At 42.1% G+C, this 24,594-nt stretch carries 27 protein-coding genes; 15 read left to right on the top strand and 12 right to left on the bottom strand.

What is annotated here, in order from left to right; genetic code table 11:
- Positions 1–256: 256 nt before the first annotated feature.
- A complete protein-coding gene (locus MNV_RS20620; RefSeq protein ID WP_256999984.1) occupies positions 257–382 on the bottom strand; it encodes a hypothetical protein in 126 nt (41 codons plus the stop codon).
- 639 nt (positions 383–1,021) lie between these two features.
- On the opposite strand from MNV_RS20620, the gene MNV_RS07120 reads away from it, so the two are divergent.
- Positions 1,022–1,660 carry a hypothetical protein gene (locus MNV_RS07120; protein ID WP_143311680.1) on the top strand — a complete coding sequence of 213 codons (639 nt, stop codon included), beginning with the start codon at positions 1,022–1,024 and terminating at the stop codon, positions 1,658–1,660.
- Here MNV_RS07120 and MNV_RS07115 read toward each other — a convergent pair.
- Positions 1,623–2,366: a hypothetical protein gene (locus MNV_RS07115; RefSeq protein WP_143311679.1), complete on the bottom strand. Its 744-nt coding sequence runs from the start codon at positions 2,364–2,366 to the stop codon at positions 1,623–1,625. The genes MNV_RS07120 and MNV_RS07115 overlap by 38 nt on opposite strands.
- Before the next feature lie 396 nt (positions 2,367–2,762).
- Here MNV_RS07115 and MNV_RS07110 point away from each other — a divergent pair, with 396 nt between their 5' ends.
- Complete coding sequence (locus tag MNV_RS07110; RefSeq protein WP_218837933.1) at positions 2,763–3,926, top strand: DDE-type integrase/transposase/recombinase; 1,164 nt, start codon at positions 2,763–2,765, stop codon at positions 3,924–3,926.
- Positions 3,927–3,935: 9 nt separating this feature from the next.
- On the opposite strand, the gene MNV_RS07105 is transcribed toward MNV_RS07110, so the two are convergent.
- A complete protein-coding gene (locus MNV_RS07105) occupies positions 3,936–4,499 on the bottom strand; it encodes a hypothetical protein (protein ID WP_096204797.1) in 564 nt (187 codons plus the stop codon).
- 249 nt (positions 4,500–4,748) lie between these two features.
- Here MNV_RS07105 and cbiM point away from each other — a divergent pair, with 249 nt between their 5' ends.
- From cbiM to MNV_RS07085, 4 genes are read left to right on the top strand one after another with little or no spacing between them, the layout of a single operon-like run.
- A complete protein-coding gene (gene cbiM, locus MNV_RS07100) occupies positions 4,749–5,663 on the top strand; it encodes a cobalt transporter CbiM (protein WP_096204795.1) in 915 nt (304 codons plus the stop codon).
- 12 nt (positions 5,664–5,675) lie between these two features.
- Entirely contained in the window at positions 5,676–6,500 is an 825-nt protein-coding gene (locus MNV_RS07095; RefSeq protein ID WP_096204793.1) for an ATP-binding cassette domain-containing protein, read from the top strand.
- Position 6,501: 1 nt separating this feature from the next.
- Positions 6,502–7,317, top strand: coding sequence for a cobalt ECF transporter T component CbiQ (cbiQ, locus tag MNV_RS07090; protein ID WP_096204791.1), 816 nt, complete (start codon positions 6,502–6,504; stop codon positions 7,315–7,317).
- A 56-nt stretch (positions 7,318–7,373) separates the two neighbouring features.
- The gene (locus MNV_RS07085) at positions 7,374–7,580 is read left to right on the top strand and encodes a hypothetical protein (protein ID WP_096204789.1); all 207 of its coding nucleotides are present in this window, start codon (positions 7,374–7,376) and stop codon (positions 7,578–7,580) included.
- A 43-nt stretch (positions 7,581–7,623) separates the two neighbouring features.
- Here MNV_RS07085 and MNV_RS07080 read toward each other — a convergent pair whose 3' ends face one another.
- Both MNV_RS07080 and ilvE read right to left on the bottom strand, forming a co-directional pair.
- The gene (locus tag MNV_RS07080) at positions 7,624–8,028 is read right to left on the bottom strand and encodes a hypothetical protein (protein ID WP_096204788.1); all 405 of its coding nucleotides are present in this window, start codon (positions 8,026–8,028) and stop codon (positions 7,624–7,626) included.
- A gap of 14 nt (positions 8,029–8,042) precedes the next feature.
- The gene (gene ilvE, locus MNV_RS07075; RefSeq protein WP_096204787.1) at positions 8,043–8,915 is read right to left on the bottom strand and encodes a branched-chain-amino-acid transaminase; all 873 of its coding nucleotides are present in this window, start codon (positions 8,913–8,915) and stop codon (positions 8,043–8,045) included.
- 276 nt (positions 8,916–9,191) lie between these two features.
- Here ilvE and MNV_RS07070 point away from each other — a divergent pair, with 276 nt between their 5' ends.
- The gene (locus MNV_RS07070) at positions 9,192–9,566 is read left to right on the top strand and encodes a MarR family transcriptional regulator (RefSeq protein WP_096204786.1); all 375 of its coding nucleotides are present in this window, start codon (positions 9,192–9,194) and stop codon (positions 9,564–9,566) included.
- A 65-nt stretch (positions 9,567–9,631) separates the two neighbouring features.
- Here the strand turns inward: MNV_RS07070 and ribB are convergent, their stop codons facing one another.
- The 4 genes from ribB to MNV_RS07050 form a co-directional block, all read right to left on the bottom strand.
- Positions 9,632–10,321 (bottom strand): 3,4-dihydroxy-2-butanone-4-phosphate synthase, encoded by a 690-nt coding sequence (ribB, locus tag MNV_RS07065; protein ID WP_096204785.1) that lies wholly within the window; start codon positions 10,319–10,321, stop codon positions 9,632–9,634.
- Entirely contained in the window at positions 10,318–10,965 is a 648-nt protein-coding gene (locus MNV_RS07060) for a winged helix-turn-helix domain-containing protein/riboflavin kinase (protein WP_096204784.1), read from the bottom strand. Before MNV_RS07060 ends, ribB begins: the two co-directional genes overlap by 4 nt.
- Before the next feature lie 58 nt (positions 10,966–11,023).
- On the bottom strand, positions 11,024–11,830 hold the full coding sequence (pheA, locus tag MNV_RS07055; RefSeq protein WP_096204783.1) for a prephenate dehydratase: 807 nt from the start codon (positions 11,828–11,830) through the stop codon (positions 11,024–11,026).
- A 74-nt stretch (positions 11,831–11,904) separates the two neighbouring features.
- On the bottom strand, positions 11,905–12,555 hold the full coding sequence (locus MNV_RS07050; protein ID WP_096204782.1) for a DDE-type integrase/transposase/recombinase: 651 nt from the start codon (positions 12,553–12,555) through the stop codon (positions 11,905–11,907).
- Between the two features lie 198 nt (positions 12,556–12,753).
- On the opposite strand from MNV_RS07050, the gene MNV_RS07045 reads away from it, so the two are divergent.
- From MNV_RS07045 to MNV_RS07035, 3 genes are read left to right on the top strand one after another with little or no spacing between them, the layout of a single operon-like run.
- A complete protein-coding gene (locus MNV_RS07045; protein ID WP_096204781.1) occupies positions 12,754–14,220 on the top strand; it encodes a hypothetical protein in 1,467 nt (488 codons plus the stop codon).
- Positions 14,221–14,228: 8 nt separating this feature from the next.
- Positions 14,229–15,905, top strand: coding sequence for a PAS domain S-box protein (locus MNV_RS07040; RefSeq protein ID WP_096204780.1), 1,677 nt, complete (start codon positions 14,229–14,231; stop codon positions 15,903–15,905).
- On the top strand, positions 15,905–17,014 hold the full coding sequence (locus tag MNV_RS07035) for a response regulator (protein WP_096204779.1): 1,110 nt from the start codon (positions 15,905–15,907) through the stop codon (positions 17,012–17,014). Before MNV_RS07040 ends, MNV_RS07035 begins: the two co-directional genes overlap by 1 nt.
- A gap of 84 nt (positions 17,015–17,098) precedes the next feature.
- Here the strand turns inward: MNV_RS07035 and MNV_RS07030 are convergent, their stop codons facing one another.
- Together MNV_RS07030 and MNV_RS07025 are read right to left on the bottom strand one after the other, a co-directional pair.
- Positions 17,099–17,752 carry an MBL fold metallo-hydrolase gene (locus tag MNV_RS07030; protein WP_096204778.1) on the bottom strand — a complete coding sequence of 218 codons (654 nt, stop codon included), beginning with the start codon at positions 17,750–17,752 and terminating at the stop codon, positions 17,099–17,101.
- Positions 17,753–17,781: 29 nt separating this feature from the next.
- Positions 17,782–18,144 (bottom strand): hypothetical protein, encoded by a 363-nt coding sequence (locus MNV_RS07025; RefSeq protein ID WP_096204777.1) that lies wholly within the window; start codon positions 18,142–18,144, stop codon positions 17,782–17,784.
- A 1,296-nt stretch (positions 18,145–19,440) separates the two neighbouring features.
- Between MNV_RS07025 and MNV_RS07020 the strand changes: the two genes are divergently transcribed.
- From MNV_RS07020 to MNV_RS07000, 5 genes are all read left to right on the top strand, one after another.
- A complete protein-coding gene (locus MNV_RS07020; RefSeq protein WP_096204776.1) occupies positions 19,441–19,743 on the top strand; it encodes a hypothetical protein in 303 nt (100 codons plus the stop codon).
- A 17-nt stretch (positions 19,744–19,760) separates the two neighbouring features.
- Positions 19,761–20,234 (top strand): helix-turn-helix transcriptional regulator, encoded by a 474-nt coding sequence (locus MNV_RS07015; RefSeq protein WP_096204774.1) that lies wholly within the window; start codon positions 19,761–19,763, stop codon positions 20,232–20,234.
- Positions 20,200–21,105 (top strand): UbiA family prenyltransferase, encoded by a 906-nt coding sequence (locus tag MNV_RS07010; protein ID WP_179293852.1) that lies wholly within the window; start codon positions 20,200–20,202, stop codon positions 21,103–21,105. The genes MNV_RS07015 and MNV_RS07010 overlap by 35 nt, the downstream gene beginning before the upstream one ends.
- Positions 21,106–21,572: 467 nt before the next feature.
- Positions 21,573–22,469: a presenilin family intramembrane aspartyl protease PSH gene (locus MNV_RS07005; RefSeq protein ID WP_256999983.1), complete on the top strand. Its 897-nt coding sequence runs from the start codon at positions 21,573–21,575 to the stop codon at positions 22,467–22,469.
- A gap of 40 nt (positions 22,470–22,509) precedes the next feature.
- Complete coding sequence (locus tag MNV_RS07000) at positions 22,510–23,778, top strand: 3-isopropylmalate dehydratase large subunit (protein ID WP_096204771.1); 1,269 nt, start codon at positions 22,510–22,512, stop codon at positions 23,776–23,778.
- Positions 23,779–23,811: 33 nt separating this feature from the next.
- Here MNV_RS07000 and MNV_RS06995 read toward each other — a convergent pair whose 3' ends face one another.
- Positions 23,812–24,405: a hypothetical protein gene (locus MNV_RS06995; protein WP_096204769.1), complete on the bottom strand. Its 594-nt coding sequence runs from the start codon at positions 24,403–24,405 to the stop codon at positions 23,812–23,814.
- Positions 24,406–24,594: the final 189 nt, after the last annotated feature.

Genomic DNA, 24,594 nt, shown 5'->3' with positions numbered 1-24,594 from the left:
GGTTGTACACTTTTTGGGGTTCACTCCACAAAGATTGCTTGTCACAAAAGTATTGGCTAAAAACCGTTGATTTCTCGCTGGTTAATAGGCTTTTGGGAAAATAAAGACTTTTTAATTTATTCTGGATAAATAGGTCGCAGCCGGGATAATCAACCACAGAGGACGCAGAGAGCACAGAGAGTTGTTGCATTTCTCTGTGTCCTCTGCACTATCAACTGAAACTGATGGTAGCAGGTCTGTGGAAATTTCAACTACTCTAACAACTTCCACCGTCTATATTACCTTCCCATCCCATATCTCTTTCAAGTTTAGACAGGTCTGGTCTTTTATTTTTCTTATCTTTCCTTTCTTTACCTTCCTCTTTCGTTTCATCTTCAATCATTGTATTCACCTCCTTTTTGGTGTACAGGAAACTACAAATGTAATTATTTATAACCGAATGGATTATTAAATTTTTCTTTAATATCGACTGAAGACAGCCCTCCCGTGTTAGAGGTAAAATATCTGGAGCTTTATCCGAGCATTTATGAGGGATACAAGCGCGACCCTAGAAAGCAATTCTTTTGAAGAAATAAGATGTTGAGTTATATTTTTCATAAATCCTATTTTTTTAAAACATTCGTAAGTAACAAATGCATCAATTTAACATAACCTGACCCCGGGGCAGGTTCTGTCAAGTCTATGAGTGGTAAAAAGATGTGTTAAGCTTCGAGTGGTAAAAGTTAGTTTTATATTATTCTAAAACATTTAGTGGGATTTGGGTTGAAGCAGAAATACGCTTAGTCCCACGAATAGTAAAGAGATAGCAAGCAAATCCCAAAGGAATTTGCCTGCAAGCAATCAGAATTGCCTCCAACTTTTCTGATTGTTTTGTGGGCTTATATCCTTTTCGGTAGCTATGCGTTTCTAAAAATATTTAAAAGGAGAATTTAAAAATATGATAACACGGTCTGTATGCAAAATAACTGAGGAGTACGAACCAGATTTATTGAACCGATTATCGAATTATGTATCTGAACCGATGATGACGGAAGATGATATTACTTTAAGGAGTGTTGTTAAATTAAATCCACGAATAAGTTCAGATACTACTTCATACTTAAGCGGAAGATTGTACTATCAAAAATTATTTTCTGTAAAGGATTTTGAAATAAATGATGATGGAGACATTGATGAAAATGATAGTAATATCAGACGAACTATGATTGCTGATTTCTGGATAAAGCAAAATCCAGGAATAATATTGTTCTCAAATAAGATTAGTTCGGAAAACGGCTCGAAAATCATATCACAGATATTATTTGATAGCACCGAAAGCATAAAGCAAATGAAATTTAAAATCGAAAATATTGAACGAGATGTACAGGCAGGATTGCTTACAGGAATGTGGGCATACAGTTTCAAAGATAGGAATGGAAATATTCAAAAAGGTCAATTATTCGGCGACGGTGACGTTAACCAAGACACAATATTTGGATTAACTGCTGGTGCGCCAAGAAATTTTATAGGTATTAAGAAAGAGTTAAACGATGAGGATACTAAAATCAAAGTAACCAGAAGTGGAAGCATTACTTTTTTTGTGAAAGATGAAGATTTAGCTACGGATGTCACATTACAAGAAATTATTGGCGACCTTCTGCCTTATGGATATTTGGATTGAGGAAAAGTGAGATATTTTGGTAGCGTATTCTATTATCTTTAAAAATATCATACAAAGAGGCTAAACTCTTTGTATTGATTTGCACTACTTTATCTCCGATAAATATAGAAGTATTATTAGATATTTCAGATTTTGATTTTGTCCAATCGTAAACGAAATCACAAGGAGTAGAGTCGATAGTATATTTCTCATAATTAGCGACAACGTTGCCACTCTCCCTTTCGATAAGTTTGTAAAGAGATTCCATCAATTTTAGATATGACTTATTGTTTTTATCCTTTCTATATTTAAATTCAATTTCACCAAGTACCCTCATAGATATGTTAAGTTCTTGAGGCAACTCACAATGTTCTTGTTCTTCTGGTTCTTCTTCATTACCAATATCAGGTTCAAACGATATGTACAATGGAGCTTGCATTCCTTCATATAGGATTTGAATGTAATTTTTTCCAATTTTCTTAAAGTTTATAATTTTTTTATTATCTCTTGAACAGCTTAGTATAGCCCGTTCAATCGCTTTGGTGTTATAATCAAAACAAGGATACTTCTTAACAGCTTTTATTTTTACAAAAAAAGACTTATTTGATAACCAAAATATTGCTCTTCTTATAATATTACTGGACATTAATGAATCTCTGAATAAAAAAGGTACGCCTATAATAGAAGCTAATGAACCAACAATGCCTATTGCTATAATCCAATCCATATCAAATACACCTTTATGCTCTCTCAATGATAATTCTTTTTCCCTCTAATAACAGAGTAATCATTCATCACCCTCCCCCCTCTTTCTACTGGAGTGCCCCTTCTCTGTTTTCTTTCTTACACGTTCACGGTTCCAGTAAGGCGATTTACACTTAGGATTTGGGCACACCTCTGGAATGTGGTTTGGGTCTTTGGGATGCCATATATGACCGCATCGCTTGCATTCCAGTTTTATGCTAAATTCGTGACCGCATTCAGGACATTTTACCATTCATCTACCTCTTTTCAATCATTTGAATGATTAATTATAATTACTACTCTATAGTATATAAACCCAGTAGTATATACCACTGAGTATATATACCATGAAGTATATACTATGGTATGGTGATATGAGATGTTTGCCAATAACGAAAACAACCTGCAAACCGTAGGCACAAGAGAGGATAGAGGAAAAGCGATAGCCGAAAAACAAGGGCAAATAATACGAATTAATGACCATTCGTATAAGGTAAAATCACAGTCAAGCGATACTCTTTATGACGTAGCATCGACTGAAATAGGATGGAAATGTTCATGCCCCGACCACAAAAACAGAGGCGTTCAGTGTAAACATATTTTCGGGGTTGTTTTCAGCTTTGGAATAAGAAAAGAAGTCGAAAAGGTTAGAATAGAGCCTATTGTTAGCGTTTCATCCTGTGTCTATTGTCATTCGACTAATGTAATCAAGTACGGAGTAAGGCATAACAAGTATGGAGATGTGCAATTATTCCACTGCAATGACTGCTCACGGCATTATACCTTGAATCTTGGGTTTGAAAAAATGAAAGCCAGTCCTAAAGCAGTAACAATGGCTATGCAGTTATATTTTAGTGGTGAATCCCTGCGAAATGTAGCCGATTCTATGAAATTGTTGGGGGTAAAAGTGTCGCATGTTGCTGTTTATAATTGGATTCAGAAATACACAGAACTCATGAAGCAATATGTGGATAAGCTAAAACCAAATGTGGGAAGCACATGGAGAGCCGATGAAGTTTTCGTAAAATTCAGTGGTAATATGAAATACCTTTTTGCTGTCATGGACGATGAAACCCGATATTGGATAGCTCAAGAAGTAGCAAATACGAAAGATAAGCACGATGCTAAGAACTTATTTCATGAAGCGAAGGTAATAGCAGGCAAGAGACCTAACACGATGATAACAGATGGACTGCCAGCTTATCACGATGCTTTCAATAAGGAATTTTATACCAATAAGAAGCCACAATCCAAGCACATCAACGCCATTAAACTGGATGGGGACATGAACAATAACAAGATGGAGAGGATAAACGGAGAAATCAGGGACAGAGAAAAAGTAATGCGTGGACTAAAAGAGAAAAATACCCCAATCTTGCCGGGCTATCAGATATTCCACAACTTCATGCGACCTCATGAGGCTCTTAAAGGAAAGACCCCTGCCGAAGCCTGCGGGATAGAAGTGGTCGGAGAAAACAAGTGGATTACTCTTATCCAGAACGCAAGCCATACAGAGCGCCAGAAAAACAATGGTGCTCAGTGATTTTTTTGATTATCTAATGTAAAATGTAAAAGAGATTGCCTCTCCGATTCCAAATAAGATTAAAACTATAAAATAAATCACAAACAAAGTTCGGTTAGGAATATACCCAAGTTTACAAAAGATAGATTGCTTTCTTTTTATAAAATCGTCTATCGTTTTATCTACTGCCCCATCTATATTCAACATCTCCTTTCGGTCTTTGCTGACCAGCGTTTTTGGAACGTTATTTTCTGAAAAATCATGAAAACCCAAACGCTTTTCTATGCTTAAAATTGTACCAAGTGCATCAAGGAAGTCCCTACTCTCTTTACAAATAGAAAAAGCTGCAATAAAAGCTACAAAAGCAGCAAGAAGGGGAAAAATTGTGAGCCATATGCTATATTGTACTCCATCTACTTTTTCATAATGTTTCAATATGAATGGAGCACCCAATAAAAGATACAAAGCCCAAGAAAAATGTTTCATTTCTTCCCAAATTTTATCAGCATGACTGTCTATCCGTTTATTTTGGAGTGCTAAAAACTTCAGAAGCTCCTCCCTTTTATTCTTTTCTTGCTGTTCATCATTACTCATAATGTTTCAAAATGTGTTGAATGTTGATATAAATATTGCATCAAACGACGGACATTTATCAGCCACCACTCGACACTTAACAGCAATTCCGACCACTCAAAGACTTAACAGAACCCCGGGGCAAAACCTACATATACCATAACGATTTATAATGCACTATCTTTAGTATTACGAAATTACAAATTCGTAATACTATATAGATACATAATTAAAATTTATTAATAAATTTTAACGTAGGAGGTATTAGATTTGCATATTCCGGATGCGTACATCCCGCTGGGACAGGCGGCGGTTTACTGGGTTATAGCCGCGATCTTTATCGCGCGCTCGATAAAATGGGCGCGAAGCGACATGGACGAGAACATGATACCGCTCTTCGGTGTGATTGCGGCTGGCATGTTCGTGCTCCAGACAATAAATATACCCATACCGATGTCGCCTGTAAGCTGGCATATGGTCGGCGCGGCGCTCACTGCAATAATATTCGCAAGTCCCTGGGCTGCGGTCCTGCTGATGACGCTTGTCCTGGCTGTGCAGTCCCTTTACGGCGACGGCGGGATGACCGTCATGGGAGCTAATATCATAAATATGGGAATAATCGGCGGTTTCTCAGGATACTACAGCTATATTGCACTATCCAAATTGTCAGTAAAGCGCCCACATGCGATGTTCGCAGGCGCATGGATCAGCATGATTTTACCGGCTATCGCGCTATCATTTGAGCTGTGGTTTGCAGGCACTTTTCCGTTGAAGCAGGGAGTGTTTCTCATGGGCATGTTCCAGGGCGCTGCGGGGATAGGCGAAGGAGTTATAACTGTCATAGTATTTGGTGCAATAAGCAAAGTGCGGCCTGATATTATTGCAGAGGATGCCCACATGAAGGTCAGTACTGCAAAGGTGGCTGGTTTCAGTATAATCGCAATAGCAGGGCTTGCTATGGCTGCGCCGTTCATTGCATCAAGCAACCCTGACGGACTTCAACACACCGCCAGCACGGTCATAACAAACGAGCTAAACAGCGTAGTATCGCCAATAACGCCCCTGTTACCGGGTTACGAAATACCGGGTATGGGTACGTCTGGAAAGATGGCAGCTATCGTTATCGGATTTGCGGCTATATTGATTGCATGGCTGGGCGTTGCAAAGCTCCTGAAAAGGGGATAATAAGGGATTAATATGTATATTATCGAAACGCGGAACCTCACCCATGTTTACCGGGGAAAGATAAAGGCGCTGGATAACATCAACTTCACAGCAAAACCCGGAGAACGCATCGCACTCATAGGAGCCAACGGCGCAGGCAAGTCCACGCTTTTCAAGCATTTCAACGGGATACTTAAACCGACAAGCGGCGAAATCCTGATAAAAGGTGAGCCTATAAGCAAAAAGAGCATACTCGATGTCAGGAGAACCGTGGGCGTGGTGTTCCAGGACCCCGATGACCAGATATTCGCCCCTACGGTCAAACAGGATGTGGCTTTCGGGCCCATGAACCTGGGTTTGAGCGAAGAGATTATTGAAAAGCGGGTGCGTGAGGCGCTTGAGACCGTGCGCCTGACCGGATTTGAGGAGAGAGCGCCGCACCACCTGAGCACGGGTGAGAAAAAAAAGGTCGCGATCGCAGGCATACTTGCTATGCAACCCGAGGTGCTAGTGCTGGATGAGCCGACAGCGGGGCTTGACCCGGGCGGCGCGGTACGGCTTATCCGTCTGATAAACGAGATGAACAGATACCTGGGGATTACCACGATAGTAGCCACGCATGAAGTGGACATAGTGCCGCTTCTTGCCGACAGGGTGTGCATCATGTCATCCGGCAGGATAATAGGCGACGGCACGCCGCAGGAGATATTCTCAACAGATGAACTGATCAAGAAAACCCATTTGCGCCTCCCTATAGTGGCGCAGCTCATGGAAATGCTGCAGGATGAGGGCATACCTGTGAACGTCAGGTTCACTCTTGAGGAAGCAAGGGACGAACTGCTGAAGGTAGTGAAATAGGATGCATGCAACACTTACGGAACTTGAGCGCGAAGCCTACAGGAAGTCCCCCGTCCACAGGATAGACGGCAGGGTAAAGATAATCATGACACTGCTGCTCATCGTGTACGCGGTGGCTCTTCCCCGCATGGACTTACTTAATTTCCCCAAACTTTTGCTGCTTGAAGCCTATCTTGCGGCGCTCATACTGCTTGCCAGGCTTGAGTTCTCCTACCTTGCATTCCGGTTCGCGATAGCCCTGCCGTTCGGTTTTAGTATCGCTTTACTACAGCCTTTCATTAAACAGCCGTTTATCTCAGACTTTACAGTGCTTTACAGGTTGCCGTTCGGACTTGAAGTGACAGGCGAGGGCATGCTATTTGGCGCGATCATTTTTGCTAAGTTCCTTGTCTGCATAACCGCTGTAATACTTCTCTCATCCACTACATCGCTGAGCGAACTTGTCTCCTCTGTCCGTCGTCTGGGCATGCCAAGGGAACTGGCGCTTCTCTTTACCATGATGGTGCGCTATCTCTTTGTATTCTGGATAATGCTTGGCAGGATAAGGACAGCACAGAAGACCCGTGGCTTTGACCTCTGGAATAAAAATGTGCCGCGGCAATGGACTCTCCAGCAGGTGGGCTATACGATAAGCTCGCTGTTCATCCGTTCGTACGAACAGGGTGAGCGTACATTCCAGAGCATGCTCTGCCGGGGCTACAACGCGGATGCGCAGGTATACGTGGGCAAAAAAAAGCTGGGCGTTCCCGATGTTCTGGTTCTTGCGATGGCATCAGGGGTTGTAATCGCGGCACAATTTGGACTTAAGTTTTTATAGCTATAAGTAGATTTAAGTATGTCTGAACTATCGTACTAATTTAAAGGAGGTAGGTTATGCCGGATAGAAAATACGTAATAGAATCAAGAAGGTATATTGGAGAAGATGGAAAAACGACATTTGATAGCTGGATCACAAGCGCTAACGTCATAGAAATAAAACATGCCGAGCAGTATTTAGTGTTCTACCCGCTTGAGGGGGAACACGCGGGGAAGAAGCACTACATACCGTTCTCGAACATCCACGTCGTCAGGGAAATGTAATTAATGCAAGTTCCGAAGGCTGAGCCCATAGCTGGAAATTCAATTAAAATTCGGTATCTTCCAGGAATTTCTTGAATGATTCCAGCTCGGTCCTGCTTTTAGATATTTCATTTTTTATCTCGGTTGTGATCTGAGCGAACATCTGTTTTAGCTTCTCTTTTTCCATCCGCTTCGGGACCTGTATCTCAAAAAGATAGTCCTTGGAGCCAACTTTTACCGAATCGACGAGGATTTCCTTGTATTTGAACAACACATTGCGGACTATCTGCCTGACATCCTCGCTCTTAAATGCGTGGTCGGATATTTTATATTCAGATTCTGACTCTGAGTATCTACAGGTCACATTTACCGGGAACACCTGCAGTGTATAGTTCATCTCGTCTATATTCGTCATTTTTGCTTTGAGCTTAAGCTCTGTTTCAGGTTTTTTTAGTTCATCCTCAGTCATTTTTAAACCTCCGTTTATACGATAGGTGTGCCTTCGGTCCTTGTCAGTTCTTTGAAGGCAGCCATAAGCTTTTTAGTGATCTTGCCTGGTGTCCCATCTGCTATCAGGCGCCCGTCTATCCTGGTGATGGGGGCGATCTCGGCTGCGGTGCCGGTAACAAAAACCTCGTCCGCGCTGTAAAGGTCAAAGAAACCTAAATTCGTCTCCACTACCTCTATACCCTCCCTGACAGCCAGTTCTATAGCAGCAGCTCTTGTTATCCCGCGAAGGTTGTTGAGCGTGGGCGGTGTGATGATCCTGCCGTTCTTTATAATGAATATGTTATCTCCCGAGCCTTCTGAAATATTGCCATGCGTGTCGAATATTATCGCCTCGTCGCCGCCTTTTACGTTCGCTTCGATCTTAGCCAGGATGTTATTCAGGTAATTCAATGACTTGATGTTAGGGGGCATGGCATCAGGTGAATTCCTCCTTATACCCACAGTAACCGCTGTAAGACCTTTTTCATATAGATCGCCATACATTGCGCCCCATTCCTGTGTAATTATGAACACGTTGGGTTCCGGGCATTTCCTCGGGTCAAGTCCCAGGTCACCGTCCCCGCGTGTAACAATGGGGCGTATATAGGCATCTTTCAGCTTGTTTTTCTTTAATGTCTCTATAATTGCTTTTTTCATCTGCTCTTTTGAAATGGGGATCTTAAGATCAATTGCCCTGGCGGAATCGTACATCCTGTCAAGGTGCTCATCGAGCCTGAACACCTTGCCGTTGTAGGCCCTGATACCCTCAAAAACACCATCGCCATATAAAAAACCATGGTCATAAACAGACGTCCTCGCCTCGCTTTTTGGCACAAATTTTCCGTTGAAATAAATTAACAGTTCCATAGGTATCCCAGCCTCATAAGGAAAACAAGAGATATATGCGTTTTGATGGTCGTAGATGGACTTCGCCCATCAAAGTTATCTTTGCTGAAGTACTACATGTACATAATATATATTGTCTCGGTCGGAAGTATAATCAGGTAAGTTTCATCTACATATGAAAAATAAAAATTTCCGCCTGAGGGGCTCGGTTTTGATTATACAACTTTTCTTTTTAACATTATATTAAAACGTAAGATTTATATTTAATGAATACATTTAACAATAGGGTGAAATATTATGAAAAGTCTGTCAGTAAACGTACTCGATAAAGCCGATGAAGAATTCGCCGACACTCTTATCGAACTTGGATTAAAAAGAAACGTAGCAAAAGTGCTCACCTATTTGAAAAACGTGAAAGAAGTTACTTCCAGGGACCTTGAAATGGGTTCAGACCTGAGGCAACCTGAGGTCAGTATCGCTATGCGCGAGCTGGAAGAGCTTGGCTGGATCGCGGAGAGGGAGGAGAAAAAGCCGGGAAAAGGACGCCCGTATAAGATTTATCAGCTTAAGACGAGTATCGATGCTATCATTGAGTATCTTGAGACCCAGAAGAAAAAAGAGTCTCTTGCAATGATGGCAAGTATCAAACGCCTGAAAGAATTAAGTAAATAATCTGCCTGTAAAGGAGAGTGGGGAGCAGATGTATTGTGGCGCCGGATAAAAGAGGATAAACTGTTTTATTGGCAATGAAGAGCTTCCAGGATATTTTTACCTTCTATGAACGGCATATTATACTGAATAGAGTACTTCTTTGCATCCTCTTTGGATAGGGCTTTCCCTGTCCTGTCATCAAGCATCTCGCACACTACCATTGAGGGGCATATCCCTGCCATCAATGCCAGTTGTACCGAGAGCTCGGTCTGCCCGCGCCGCTCATCCAGGAGACCCGATGCCGCGCGAAGCAGTGCGACATGACCCGGTGACCTGAAGTCCCTGCCGAAGTCGATTTTTTCCCCGTTCAAAACCTTCCCGACGGTCTCGCCTATCTTATTGATGGTAAGAGCCCTGTCGTTATCAGTTATGCCTGTAAAAGTACCCCTGTGGTTCACCCAGAGCGAGAACGAGGAGCGCGAATCGTAAGGAATATCGCCTTTCTTTTCAACAAGCGTGCGCAGAGACCTGTGACCATCCAATGAGACGCTGTGCAGGACGTCGGATATGAACGGCAGCCCCAGCTTTTGCGCAGCCATTGCATGGATTGCGACGCATATAAGCCCGCCGCCGTCATGCCGCATGCGCGCCACGTCTGCCGGTGTCACGCTCTGCGCAGGCATCACAAGATCGGTTTCGCCTTCCCTGTCATCATCATCAAATAGCAGTACCATATTACCGTTGCGTATTGCTTCAATTGCTTTAAAAATACTCATTTTATAACCTCCACTTCGATATTGCTCCCGTCGCTTAGATCCAGGTGTTTTCTCAGATTCACGGGAGCTATTATCTCGATTATGTCCTCAGGATAATGGGTGCGCTCAGGAACGATTACCGCACCACAGACATCGGCGATCCTGATACCGAAACATGAACCGCTCCCGAAAGTCCTGTTCTCGCTTGTGAACCCTGATATCCTGATGCCTGTGCTTATCCCTTTTCGCGCGTCGATGCTCGGGGCATCAAGTTTTATATTCAATGTGCCGGGGTACGGGTCAAATCCGAGCTTTTCGATGAACTGCGTCCTGTATCCATCAAGAGAGATGTAATACTGCCCTTCTCCCAATCCCGTGATGACCTTTCCGCTTAAGAACTTTTTACTTCCATTGCCGGAAAATATCTCCCTGTAATCGTTCAGTTCCTTTTGCAGCGCAGCTATGCCGCTACCTGTTATGGTGACAAGCTGCCCGTCATGCAATATCTGTCTTGAGATGAGCATCTCATCCTCAAGGCTTTTAAGCTTGCGTGCCGCTGTCTGCGGGCTTGAATCGATATGGGATGCAAATTCCACAGATGATAATTCCACAGGCTTTTTATGCGCGCCCAGAAGCGCCAGCTTTTTAAGGGATAGTATGTCCATAAGCTTCTCATTTTTGGGATGCTACTCAATTATGGGAGTTAATGTGGGATAAAGGTTTTCATCCTGCCGCAGGATACGACCCAAGTATCTTAAGCATGGCGACCCTGCTCTTCACCCTGTCAAGGGCACCGCTTATCATCTTATCCTCAATATGCCCCCGCAGGTCGATATAAAAGAGGTAGTCCCCGAGTACTTTCTTTGTGGGGCGGGATTCGATCCTGGTGAGGTCTATGCCCCTGCCGGCAAACTCCCCCAGAACCTCATAAAGCGCACCGGGTCTGTTCTTTTGAAGATACACGATTATCGAGGTCTTATCATTGCCTGTAGGATGCGGCGTGTTTTTCCCTATTACGATGAACCGCGTATAATTCTCATTAATATCCTGTATATTCTCCGCCAGGACTCCCAGTCCGTATCTTTGTCCTGACTCTCTGGAGGCGATCGCTGCAATGTCCTTTGATTCCGAAGCCAGCTTTGCCGCAAGCGATGTGCTCAGGGCAGAGCGTACCTCTGCATCCTTAAAGTTCTTCTTGATGAATTTCCTGCACTGGGATAACCCCTGCGGATGGGACATGATGATTTTAATATCCCGCCCGCTGCCTTTTGAAAGGAGATAATGGTTTATCTGGACTATTACCTCGCCGACTATCTTTAACTGGTGTTCCATAAGGAGATCAAGCGTGAGCGTAATAGACCCTTCCAGTGAATTCTCTACCGGTACTATACTGTAATCCACTTCCTCTCTCAAAAGAGCATCCACTGCTTCCATGATATCATCACAGTATCGCAATTCCGCAGTACCATTCCACTGTTTTGCGGCTTTTTCCGAATATGAACCCTCTGGTCCTAAGATCCCGATCATCATCTGTTCCTATATATTGAAGAACAGAAGAAATAGTTTATTGCCTTTAAATTACCCGACTGCTTATTGGAAACTATTTAAGATACCATTAACTTACATCTTACTGTCCAGTAGTTGGTATATCCGGCGGCTCCCTCCATCCACCATTGCATGCATTCAATGGTATTATTATTACTCAGTTCCTCAAGGTGCCCGCCTATTTTACAATCAACAGCAGAAAGGAATTTTTCAGCTACACTATCAGTGCCAAAAGATACGGGCGTGCATCTGAACCCGGATTCTTTAAATGCCTCCTGGTCCCAGTTTTCACCGTTTATAAATACTTTTGGCAGTGTTCCTGAGCATAGCTTTGTAATACGCCTGAGGAAAACGGAAGTTGTACCCCTGTCTTTTAAATAGGATACATAGACTGCTATAACCATATCACCGCTAAGGTCAACTGCCGCCCATATCCAGGTCATCTCACCGCCAATAATCGTCTCTCTTGCATCGATGGCGATGCACTCTCTTTTCTTAACCATCTGCCGGTCAGTAAAAAGCTTGTGGCCTTTTATATACCAGTCTCTCTCATATAAATATCTTTTAATCCCTTCTACCCTGTTGGCTACCTGATTCACCAGCCTCTCCTCGGTCCCGGCAAGTAAGTAATGAGGGGTGGAAGCATAATTACCTCCCAATTTGGTATCTCCAGTTCTGTGCATATTATTTTTCCGGATATCTCCTGTCATTTTTCTCACCTGGGAAATTAATCTTCAAGCAGTAATCGGGTACACAAGAGGATATTGCAAGTTACTACTATTGTTAGCAAAACCTGGAAAAAAGTAGAAATAACGCAGAAAAACCCCAACAGTTAAAAAAACCTGAGCATGAAAAGCTATTAAAATTAGTATAATAATAATAATCGTGATGAGGTTATAGGGCAGTATATGATACTCAGGAAAAATATCTCTTTAACTGAGGATTATCTAAAGAAACTTGAGCCGCTAATGAAAAAGCACAAAGGGAATCTCAGCGCTGTCATACGTGAGATGATAGACCTTGCCGATGCGGCATTCGCTGATCCCGATTCTGTCAAAAGGCTTATTTCAGGATTAAAAAAGGAGCAGAACCTGACCTCATCCACATTGATATGGGCGCTGAAAAATCTTGAAGGCAGGCTCCCTGATGAGGAAACGGTACATAACATAATCGGCAGCGAGGTATCGTCAATCTCATCCCTTGAAAAGCGCCTGAATGAAATGGGCAGTGAAATTTACTGGGATTGCTCGGTTAAAAGCAGCTCTGATAATGATATAAAGCCTAATAATGCTACTTTTATCATAACCGGTAAGAATATGGATTTAAATACTTATATGGCTGCTGTAGTAGCCGTATTTGCCTCCAAAAAACACAATCTTGGTGTAATAAAGGTAAAAAACGTGAATAATTCAATCGAGATGGATATGGGGGCAGGAGAGGAGGAATGGAGCCGTAAAAGCATAACCGCGCATTTCGGTCATCTTGAAGAGGCTTTCTCAGAGCTATATAAAAAACCGGATTTCTGGAGCATAATAATAAGCCTGTATATAAAAATGAATTACGACATGGTGGCCATATCCAGGCAGTTCTTTGAAGAAACTCTTACCGGGAGGAACTCCCCCAGATTTACCATATGCGTCGAGAGATTTTGCGACAGCCCCGTGAACCGGATTCCTCCGGATGAACTCTTAAAAAAAATAGCTGTTCTCTACCCGCGCATGGGTATAATTAAAAATATCGATATAAACAAAGATTCGTTGATAATCCATCATGGTTTAAGCGAGCCGGAAGCCATCAAGAAACTTACGGATATGTTCACGGAACTGCTGAACTTGAACGGGCGCACATACGGTGCCACAATAAGTGAAAACCTTATTGTTATGAAGCTCCAGCCCGAAGTCGGCAAGATACTGACAAGGATGATAGATGATCTGAAACCCAGAGATTCACCGATTGCAGACTATCGTACGGATTTACTGAAAATGCTGGATATGTTAAGAAATGTGCCCTCGGATGAGGATTTCATAAAGACTTTCGGCAGCAAGTTCGGCAAAAAGATGATACAGAATTATGAGAAAGATAAAAAGATAGATAGGTGGGATGCTGGCACGTTCCTGAAATATCTGCAGGAGGCTGGCGCCATCATCGGGCAGGATTCAAAGTGGGGAAGCGTGAGTGAAAACGTCATTCGCGGCGAAATTAATGCAAGTAACCTTATAAAAAGCAATGGCGATAACGGCGCAACAAACGGCATGTTTATAAATGGTATCTTTAGCGGCTGGGTATCGCATGCTTTCGGTGACCCCTCAAAAATGGTTTATAAGAACCAGGTGATGAGCGAAAATACCCAGCTTGAGGTTTATATCGCAATATAGGGGATTAAATGACTAAATTAAATCATGGTAGCGACAAGAATACAATCGCTCTGTCGTCTACAGGCAGGGATGTAACAGAACGCAAGCAGGAAGAGGAAGCGCTGCAGCATTCTGAAGAAACATACCGCATGTTGATCGACAATATGCAGGACGGCGTTTTTATTATTCAGGATGGCAAAATACAATTTGTCAATGAGTCTTTTGCAAGAACGGCTGGCTATACGGTAGAAGAAGTCCTTGGCAGGGATTTCCTCGATTTTATTGCGCGTGAGGATAAGGAAAGAGTTATAGGTAACTATTCAAGAAGGCTGGCTGGTGAAAATGTCCCGAAGGAATATGAATTCAACATACTGCATAAAGACGGGGCAAGAATCATCGTGAATGTGAACGTGGGGCTTATAACTTACCGGGGCAGGATAGCACATATGGGGACGATAAAGGATATCACAGAGCGCAAGCAGGCTGAGGAAGCATTATCATGGCAGGTAGAAATCAATGCGGCAATGGTAGAGCTATCCGGTACGCTGCTGTCACAGGCTACTGTTGAAGATATTTCCGCTCTCGTACTTGACCATGCAAAAGTCCTGACGAACAGCTCCTATGGTTACGTCGGGTACATCGATCCGAAGACAGGCTATCTTGTTTGTCCCACAATGAGCCGGGATATGATGGATACCTGTAAGGTAACAGATAAAAATAACATACTCAAGGAATTTCGCGGGCTGTTCGGATGGGTGATCAATAACCGCAAATCTATTCTTACCAATAACCCGGCGAATGATCCCAGGTCAACGGGAACCCCAGCGGGACATATAGCGATCCAACGTTTCCTGTCTGCGCCTGCAATGCTGAAGAGAAAACTTGTGGGTGAGCTTTCCGTACCAAGTTCGGTCGGCAACAAGATACACGTCATGCGGTACTATGATAAAGGAGACCTGGTAGGGCAGATCGCATTAGCTAATTCGAACCGGGACTATACCGAGCGTGACCTCGCGCTGGTAGAGCGCCTTGCGGACATCTACGCGATAGCTATCAATCGCTACTGGGTTGAAGAGCAGATCAAGGAATCCCTTACAGAAAAGGAAATGTTGTTAAAGGAGATTCACCACAGGGTCAAAAACAACATGCAGATCATCTCAAGCCTGCTAAGGCTCCAGTCAAGAGATATTAAAGAGAAAAAATATACCGATATGTTTACTGACAGCCAGAACCGGATAACATCAATGGCACTTATCCATGAGAAACTTTACCAGTCCAAGGGGCTGGAAAAGATCGATTTTGATGATTATATCAGGGATCTTGCGAACGGTCTCATCCAGTCGTACGGGGCAAATGGCAACATTAAGCTGAATATCGATGTCAGGGATGTTTCGCTCGGTATCGATTCAGCCATCCCGTGCGGGCTGGTTATCAATGAACTGGTTACAAATTCCTTAAAACATGCGTTCCCTGATGGCAGGAAAGGTGAAATCATGATATCGCTTCACATGACCGAAGGGAACATGATAGAATTGATAGTGAGCGATAGCGGTGTCAGCATCCCGGCAAATATTGATATCAGGAAAACAGAATCACTGGGCTTGCACCTGGTTACGATACTGGTGGAAAACCAGCTTCACGGCGAGATCAATCTTGACAGGAGTAAAGGGACGGAATTCCTGGTCAAATTCAAAGATGTGAAATAATGACAGGAACACAGATACTGGTTGTTGAAGATGAAATTATAGTTGCAGAGGATATACGGAGAAGTTTGCAGAATATGGGGTATAATGTCCCCGTAACAGCATCGAAGGGTGAAGATGCCATTAAAATAGCAGGTGAGAATAATCCTGATTTAGTGCTGATGGATATTGTAATAGAGGGTCAAATGGACGGTATCCAGACCGCTGAGCAGATACGTTCGCGTTATAATATTCCCGTTGTTTACCTTACCGCATATTCGGATATAAAAACGCTTGAGCGGGCGAAAATTACAGAGCCGTTCGGGTATATTATCAAACCCTTCAAGGAAAGGGAACTGAACATAAACATCGAGATAGCCCTCTATAAGTACAGGATGGAGAAGAAATTAAGGGAGAGCAAGGAATGGTTCACCACCACGCTGAAAAGCATCAGCGATGCGGTCATTGCTACTGATTCAAGCGGCTGTGTAAAGTTCATGAACCCTGTGGCTCAATCCATGACAGGCTGGGCACTGGAGGAAGCGTATGGAAAGCCGCTGAAGGATATATTCAATATCATGACCGAAAAAACCCGTAGAAAAGTCAGGACCGGCGGCAAAGACACAAACATTGAGGCAAACCTGACCGTATTAATAAACAGGCATAAAAGTAAATTACCGATAGAAGTCGGCAGTGACCCTATCAGGGATGATAGAGAGAACATTGTCGGCATAGTTACTGTCTTTCGGGATATTACAGAGCGTAAAAGAACCGAGGATAATGTAATAGGACTCAAGGATTTCTATGAATGTGTTCTTGAAAGCATTGTTACGGGTGTCTGGGTGACAGATAAGGATGATATCATCAGTTATGCCAACAAGGGCATGGGGATAGTAGTCCAGCAAAACGTTGTCGGAATAAATGTTTTATCGGATTTTCCGGAGTTCTTCAGGCCATATTATTTAAAGGCAAGGGAAACCCTACAGCCGTTCTATTATGAGGCTGTTCCTTTCGTGGCAGGGGGACAGACGAATTATTATTCCGGATGGTTGGTCCCGCGTATCAAAGACGGGAGTTTTAACGGCATGATATGCACGGTTGAGAGCATACCGAGGCATGAAGTGGCGGAGTGAGGCGGGTAGATTGGTTGGAGTGTGAAATAAGCAAGTGAAAGATGATCAGAAAACCCTATCTCCTGTGCCTCATCTTTATCAGTCCTACTCCTCTTTTTTAAGGATAACTACCTCACAACCAGCCAGCCTTTTGAACTCTCTGGCATCTCTTTCGCTTCCTGCCACGCTCCCGTAGTGCATTGGTATTGCGAGCTTAATTCTCATATTTTTGGAAGCTTCTGCGGCTTCTTTTGCTGTCATCACATAGGTACCGCTCACAGGGAGGAGGGCAATATCCGTTTCTAAGTTCTTCATTTCGGGTATGAAATCAGTATCGCCAGCATGATATATTCTCACCCCGCCAATGCTCAAAAGATAACCGACCTTGCCGTCTTCCTTTGGATGGAAAGGTCTACCTGGCGAGCGGAACTTGTTTATGTTGTATGCAGGAAAGACGGAAGCAATAACGCCGTCAAGTTCAACCTTATCCCCTGACTTTACAAGTTTTATTTCCTTTACCTTTAATCCTCTCAGTGCAGGCTCAGCCATGGGTATTGTAACTATTGTAGTATCATATGTTGCTATTTTTCCTATGTCCTCAGGACTGCAGTGGTCATAGTGCTCATGGGTAATGAAGATAAAATCAGCTTTTTTTCTGGAAGCTATTTTAAATGGGTCTATGTAGATTGTTTTATTGCCCTCGATTCTGAATCCATTATGCCCCAACCAGGCAATTTTAATTCCATTGTACTCAAACATTATCTAATTATATGTTTACCTAAAGACTATTAAAGCTTAGGGGGTATGTTGAGAGCTTCACCCAGTTTATTCCTGATTTTGTTCGAACATGCCTTACAGAAACCAGGACCTTTGATATCCGTGTCTTCAAGGCGGTTTGAGAAATGCATTATGCACCTTATATCAGGGCAATGATGCAAACCAAATGTATGACCAGGCTCATGGATCGCTTCTTTTAAAGAACGTTCCCTGAACAAATATTCATTCTTCCTCTCTCTGTAGTATTCAGGCCTTAACCTCACCAGGGATATAACCGCATTATTGCCGGAGGCTAACCCGAAGACGAAATTCAGACCTGGCACAAACAAGTCAACATCAACTTCATCGACTGGCTGAATATAAATATACTGCATCTTTGCTTTTATTCTCTATTATCTACCCTGAATAACTTAAACCCAGCAAGTCAGCCAGAGATACAAAGTTACAGCCTACAAAAATCGAAATGAACTGGCAGAATTTTTTGCCCACCGGCTGCTAAATAGGTTTCTACCATCTCCTTCTGTGAAGTAATTCCAACTGCGATGGATTCTGCATACCTTTGTTTGCTCAAGAGTCTTCATAGAGGGGCGTACCTGGTATCCATGGGCTCTTAACAAGACCGGATCCAACAGATATACCGTTGTATCTTTCGGGTACAGGAGCGCCTTTGAACGATTTTTTTTGGTAATATCGAATGCAGGATAAGGCGGTTCTGGAACGGCTTCATGTGAACTACAACATAAAAAGTATGCAGCTATGGATAGAAGCTTTTGCCAGGTTCAGGAATCGTACCAAATATCCTAAAGGAGTCTTAAGTTGAAGGTCTCGGATTTCATCCCGCAAGAATCTATATAGCGCTTCTTTCTCTTCCCTGGTTACACCTAACCTGCCTGGAATAGATAATATTACATCTTTGTTCATAATCCCACTGCTATGAGGTAAAATGATGTGATAGGACAAATAATTCGGCTATCTACTTACTAGACGCCGCCAGGATAATCCCTATCCTATCTTCATTCACCTCACTATCAGAATGCCTTTTTTATTATAATCTCAGATGGCTCTGAGATTATGCAGGAATTTCGTTTTTTAGCGATTTCTTGCTAACACTGGAATAATCCCGGTCCCTTATCCATTCATAGCCTTCATTTGTTAATCTCTATCCTATAAATAATTTTCCCTTTTTTCTTATTATAATTATGATATGGAGGATTTAAATATTCGTATAACGCAACACCACACAGCTATAATTGCAGTAGCTTTAAAGAAATTGCAACATAAAATTAAAGAAAATCCTCATACAATGACTTATTTGATATAGTGGATAGAAAAAAAGTTACCAAAGGTTTTAAATGAATCAGTAACTATCATTATGGTTATACTAAAAGAAGGTAGAGAGCCCATCTGTAAGAGCTGTAGAATGAATTATGCTACTTTATAATCAAAATACCTATCCCTGAAAAACGTCCGCTATGAAATGGATTTTAGGGATAGGCAAAATATATATTTGTCCACAACGTATTAATGTTTTCGGTCTTGAGCAACATTGCCTAAATCAAGCAATATTTAAATTCTTTAACTATATATGCAAGATATGTGTAAACTGATAAAATGGATAGGTAATAATGGAATGAAATACAAAAAATTCACATAGCGGTGGTTGGCAAAAAATGTATAATACCGAAGATCTTCTTCGCCTCGCAATTTGCTCAGATCTGCGGAAGAATATCCTTATCAGCTTGATTGAGGGAAAAAAATCACTCGCTGATCTGAGGGATGAGATGAACATAAGCTCTACAACGGCTATACATGCATTAAAAGAACTTGAAAAAGGTAATCTTACTTATCAAGATAAAAATAGAGATTATTCCCTCACAATTATTGGCAGGATTATAGCTATGAAACTGCTGGATTTTAGTGAGACGGCAGATACCTTGAAAAAAACAAAAAATTCTGGCTTGAGCACGATCTGAGCGGAATTCCAGAGCATATGATGGAAAAAATAGGGTGGCTGAGTGATTCAGTTCTAGTCACCGATTCTGAGACTGATATATTTAAGGTTCACTCAAACTTCATCAACTTATTAAGGGATGCTAAAGAGATAAGAGGCGTCTCATCCATCTTTGTCCCAGAATTTTCTTCCCTTTTTGAAGAGCTTATACTCAAGAAAAAAGTTGATGTCCATCTTGTGTTAAAAAAAGAAGTTCAAGAGAAAATAGATAAGGAGATTTTAAAAGAAATATTTAGTATAAAAGGTTCTAAATTTAATTTATATATACTGGAAGAGAATATCAAAGCCGCTTTTACAGTTACTGATTATTTCTTCTCCATCGGATTTGTTCGTATGGATGGGACATATGATTATAGTAACGATTTAATAAGCTACAGTAAAAAAGCGATTGCTTGGGGATATGAATTATTTGAATATTATGTCAAATTATCAAAGAGAGTTACTTCTTTATAGAATAACTATTCTTAAAAATATACACTCACTTTTTAACAAAATATTATCTTTCTTAACCATAACCTCTATATATATTGCAACAGCTGGCTTTCTGGTATCAATTTATTCCTTCGTACTTTACGAAATAAATATTGATTTTGTTCTCTCCCTTGCATCTTTTTTTGCTACTTTTGCAATATATAACCTTAATAAATTGACCGATATAAAAGAAGATTCGATCAATCTGGTATCCAGGGCAAAATTTACTGAAAAAAATAAGCATTATATTATTTTTTCTATTATAATAGCTTCATTTGCTGCTCTATATTTATCGTTTTTACAAAGCCTTTCTGCTATTTATATCATTCTTTTCCCTTTTTGTATAGGATTTGTTTATAGTATAAAAATATCAACTTTCAGATTGAAAGATATAACTGGCATAAAAAGTATAGCAGTTGCCTTGGCTTGGGCTGTAATAGGTGCTTTCATGCCGATAGCTGTTCATTCCAGTAATCTCACTATGATTTCTTTGATTTTCTTTTTTTTTTTTGTAAAATTATTTATAAACACAGTTCTATTCGATGTACGTGATGTAAAAGGTGATAGCATGAATGGAGTGACAACAATACCTGTGTTCCTGGGGTTAAAACAAACCAAAAAACTTCTGCTTGTTTTGAACTCAACCCTTATACCCTGGCTTATATATTCCTATTCCAAAGGATTTTTCTATGGACAAATCTTTGTCTTAATCTTTGCCATTTTTTATGGATACGGGTGTATATTGTATTTTTGTAGGGAAGATATAGAAATAGGGGTATCCTTAGACTTGCTTGTAGATGGTGAATGGATACCGATTGTAATTATTGGATTAATATTTGCTAAGTGGATTTAAATTTAAATATTATATCCTATGCTATTCTATATTCTTGCAGGCTATAATCCTTCCAGCGAATTCTGGATGCATGGTAGCAATTCCCGTATCAAGTATGGCCAGACGACTTTCTTTATCTTACCCCTGCCGTAGGACGGCAAGAACAATAACTGCTACCGCAACCAAGACCGGGTACACAAATACAAGCTTTGAATGGAACTACCATTTACATAAACTACAGTGGTTTGGCAATCCTATATTTTGGCAACGTTTTCGGCACCGTATAAAAGCCGTATAAAAAGTTTATAGGCTGGCGGTTAAAAAAGCTTCATTCTGGATAGGAAAGGTGGTAAATAAGGGTACCGCCAACCTCAACCATCAACATCAACGCACAAAGGTATAACAACTGTTGTGAAAAGTAGTGCTAACAAACCTGTCTTTCGGCAAGCTTTTAAAAGCATCCTCCTATATTAAGGTAGGAGATCGATTTGAAGCTAACAAAATATACCCCTTTTATTGGCATGGCGTTTCTGCTGCTTCTGGTGCAGTTGGTGGCTTTTGCTCTCAGCGAACCCTTCGAAGCAAACGATTTCAAGGCGTTCTCGAACCCCGAAGCCACAAGCAACGCCGTTTTATGGATAATAGCCGTTCTTGCATTTACCCTGTTCATATTCATAATCATAAGACTGAATAAAAGATGGATAATACAGCTTATCATCTTTCTCACTGTGGCATCAACCTTTATTTATGTTTTTTTTGCCCTGTTCTCTGCGTTTTTACCTGTCAGTATAAATTTACTTTTAACCATAATACTCTCAGCGGGACTCACGTTGCTGCTATATAAATTCCCCGAGTGGTACGTGATCGATTTTGTCGGCATCATAATCGGCGCTGGCGCAAGTTCGACTTTCGGAATCTCGCTGGCTATCAGACCTGCGCTGGTCCTGCTTATCCTCCTGGCGATCTATGACTATATCGCTGTGTACAGGACAAAACACATGGTCGCGCTGGCTGAAGGGGTAATGGATCTCAAGCTGCCCATCCTGCTGGTTTTCCCGAAGCACCTGAAGTATTCCTTTCTTACCGAGAAATTCGATAAACAGGAACGTGAGGCTTTCTTCATGGGACTTGGCGATGCCGTCATCCCAACCGTGCTTGTCGTATCTGCAAACACCTTTATGAATACAGGCTACTATACACTTCCTCTTATAGGGGCTGTCAATCTGCCTGCCGTCGGAGCAATGCTCGGCACTTTCCTCGGGTTTGCGGTACTTATGGGATTTGTGATAAAAGGCAAACCCCAGGCCGGACTGCCGTTCCTCAACGGCGGGGCGATACTCGGATTCGTGATTGGAAGCCTGGCTGCCGGCTCGCTGGCGTTTTAATGCCAAAAGATTATATAATTTCGTGCTATCAAGAGGGTTCATGGCTCAAACGATCTCGGAAAAAATATTCGGAAAAGCTTCAGACAAGAAGGTAAAGGCGGGAGATTTTGTCCTCGCCAGCATAGATTGCGCCATGACCCATGATATAACGGGTCCGCTTGCTGTTGAGGGGTTCAGGGAAATAGTGAAAGGCAAAAAAAGACAGAAAGTATGGGACCCTGAAAAGATCGTTATCCTTTTTGACCACCAGGTGCCTGCGGATTCATTAAATGCCGCAGCTAACCATATTCTCCTTCGGGAGTTCGCGAATGAGCAGGGTATCCTGAATTACGATGTGTTCGAGGGAGTATGCCACCAGGTGATGCCTGAGAAAGGGCATGTAAAACCCGGTGATCTGATAGTGGGTTCCGATTCCCATACCTGCGCTTATGGCGCTCTTGGCGCCTTCTCGACGGGTATAGGCAGTACGGATATGGCTTTTGTGTTCGCGACAGGCAAGCTCTGGTTCAAGGTACCTGAGACCTTCAGGTTCGAGATGAAAGGAAAGCTTCCCGAATATGTGTATCCGAAAGACGTAATACTTCATCTGATAGGCGATGTGGGCGTTGAAGGTGCAAGGTATAAAACAGCAGAGTTCTGCGGCTCAACGGTCAGGTCCATGGATATTCCTGGCAGAATGACCATGTGCAACATGGCTATCGAAATGGGCGGGAAAGCGGGAATTGTGGAGGCAGACAGCACCACAGAGAAATATCTCAGGGAAAGGATACCCGGTTTTAAGCTTGACCCCAGATGGAAGAGCGATGAAGATGCTACGTTCGCGCAAATAAAGGAATATGATGTTTCAGACCTCCCCCCGCAGGTCGCGTGTCCTCATAACGTGGATAACGTAAAATCCGTGGAAGAGGTAGAAGGGACAAGGATCAACCAGGTTTTTGTCGGTTCATGCACCAACGGCAGGTTTGAGGATATCGAAATAGTGGCAAAGATAATGAAAAACGAGAAGGTTGCAAAAGGTGTCCGCCTGCTGGTAATACCTGCATCTCATACAGAGTACATGAAGACCCTTCGCGCCGGATATGTCGAGCAGTTCATGGAAGCCGGCGCAATAGTGGAATCGCCATGTTGCGGTCCCTGCATGGGCGGTTCGTTCGGGTTGCTGGGCAAAGGCGAGGTCGGGCTATCTACTTCAAACCGGAATTTCAAAGGCAGGCAGGGAAGCCCTGATGCTTTTGTGTACCTGTGCTCTCCTGCAACAGCGGCTGCAAGCGCGCTTTACGGGGAGATAAAGGATCCGAGAAATATTTGAAAATGGAAATCTTCTAAGAGACTATCTGATAATTCAAAAGAACCCAAAGCTTGAACCTCTGCCATGGCGGTATTTTAGCTGGGTATGGGATCTTTCATTATTCCTTCTATTATTTACCTTCCATGCTCCTTCAATGTTTTTCTTTATACTTGCTAAATATACCAGAAATACGATAATAGCCACGATACTTATGATACTTATAATAGTTGTAATCCACCCTATTACACCAACTAATAATCCTAGTGCAGCAGATACAACATTTGAAATAAATCCTATAATAGTAGCTACTATTGCGGCTGCATACGTTGGATCCGGCACATTACTTTTCATTTCTCCACCACCGTTCCATTCTCCGATGACACTACCTTCTGGCAACTGGTTTCCCTTTCCTTCCTCCCATGTTCCCTTCTTTATACATAATATGTGATATTCCTTCTTGCTGCTCCATGTCCCATCTTCTATCACCCATTTTGCTTTTTGCGTTGATAGTCCTCTTTCTCCAAATACCGCTATCAAACCTATCAGCACGCTAATTACAATGGTTATAATATTTGTACTCCACCATAATCCGCCAACAACGTTTAGTGTAGCAGATACAATATTTAAAATAAATGTTATAATAGGCACTATCCCATAATCCAGTTATGAATAAAAGTGTAATATCATCACATTAAATACTTATTTATTCTTTAATGTGATAATATTACTGTGCTTTGCAATGGTAACAATAGTTTCTACACTTAAAAATTTATCTGAGACCCCTATTCTTATAGAGATTTGTAGTGGGTTTGGCAACGAATATGAATATACAGCCAA

The organism is Candidatus Methanoperedens nitratireducens (assembly GCF_900196725.1).
GTDB lineage: Archaea > Halobacteriota > Methanosarcinia > Methanosarcinales > Methanoperedenaceae > Methanoperedens > Methanoperedens nitroreducens_A.
This window is presented reverse-complemented; position numbering and strand designations above follow the sequence as displayed.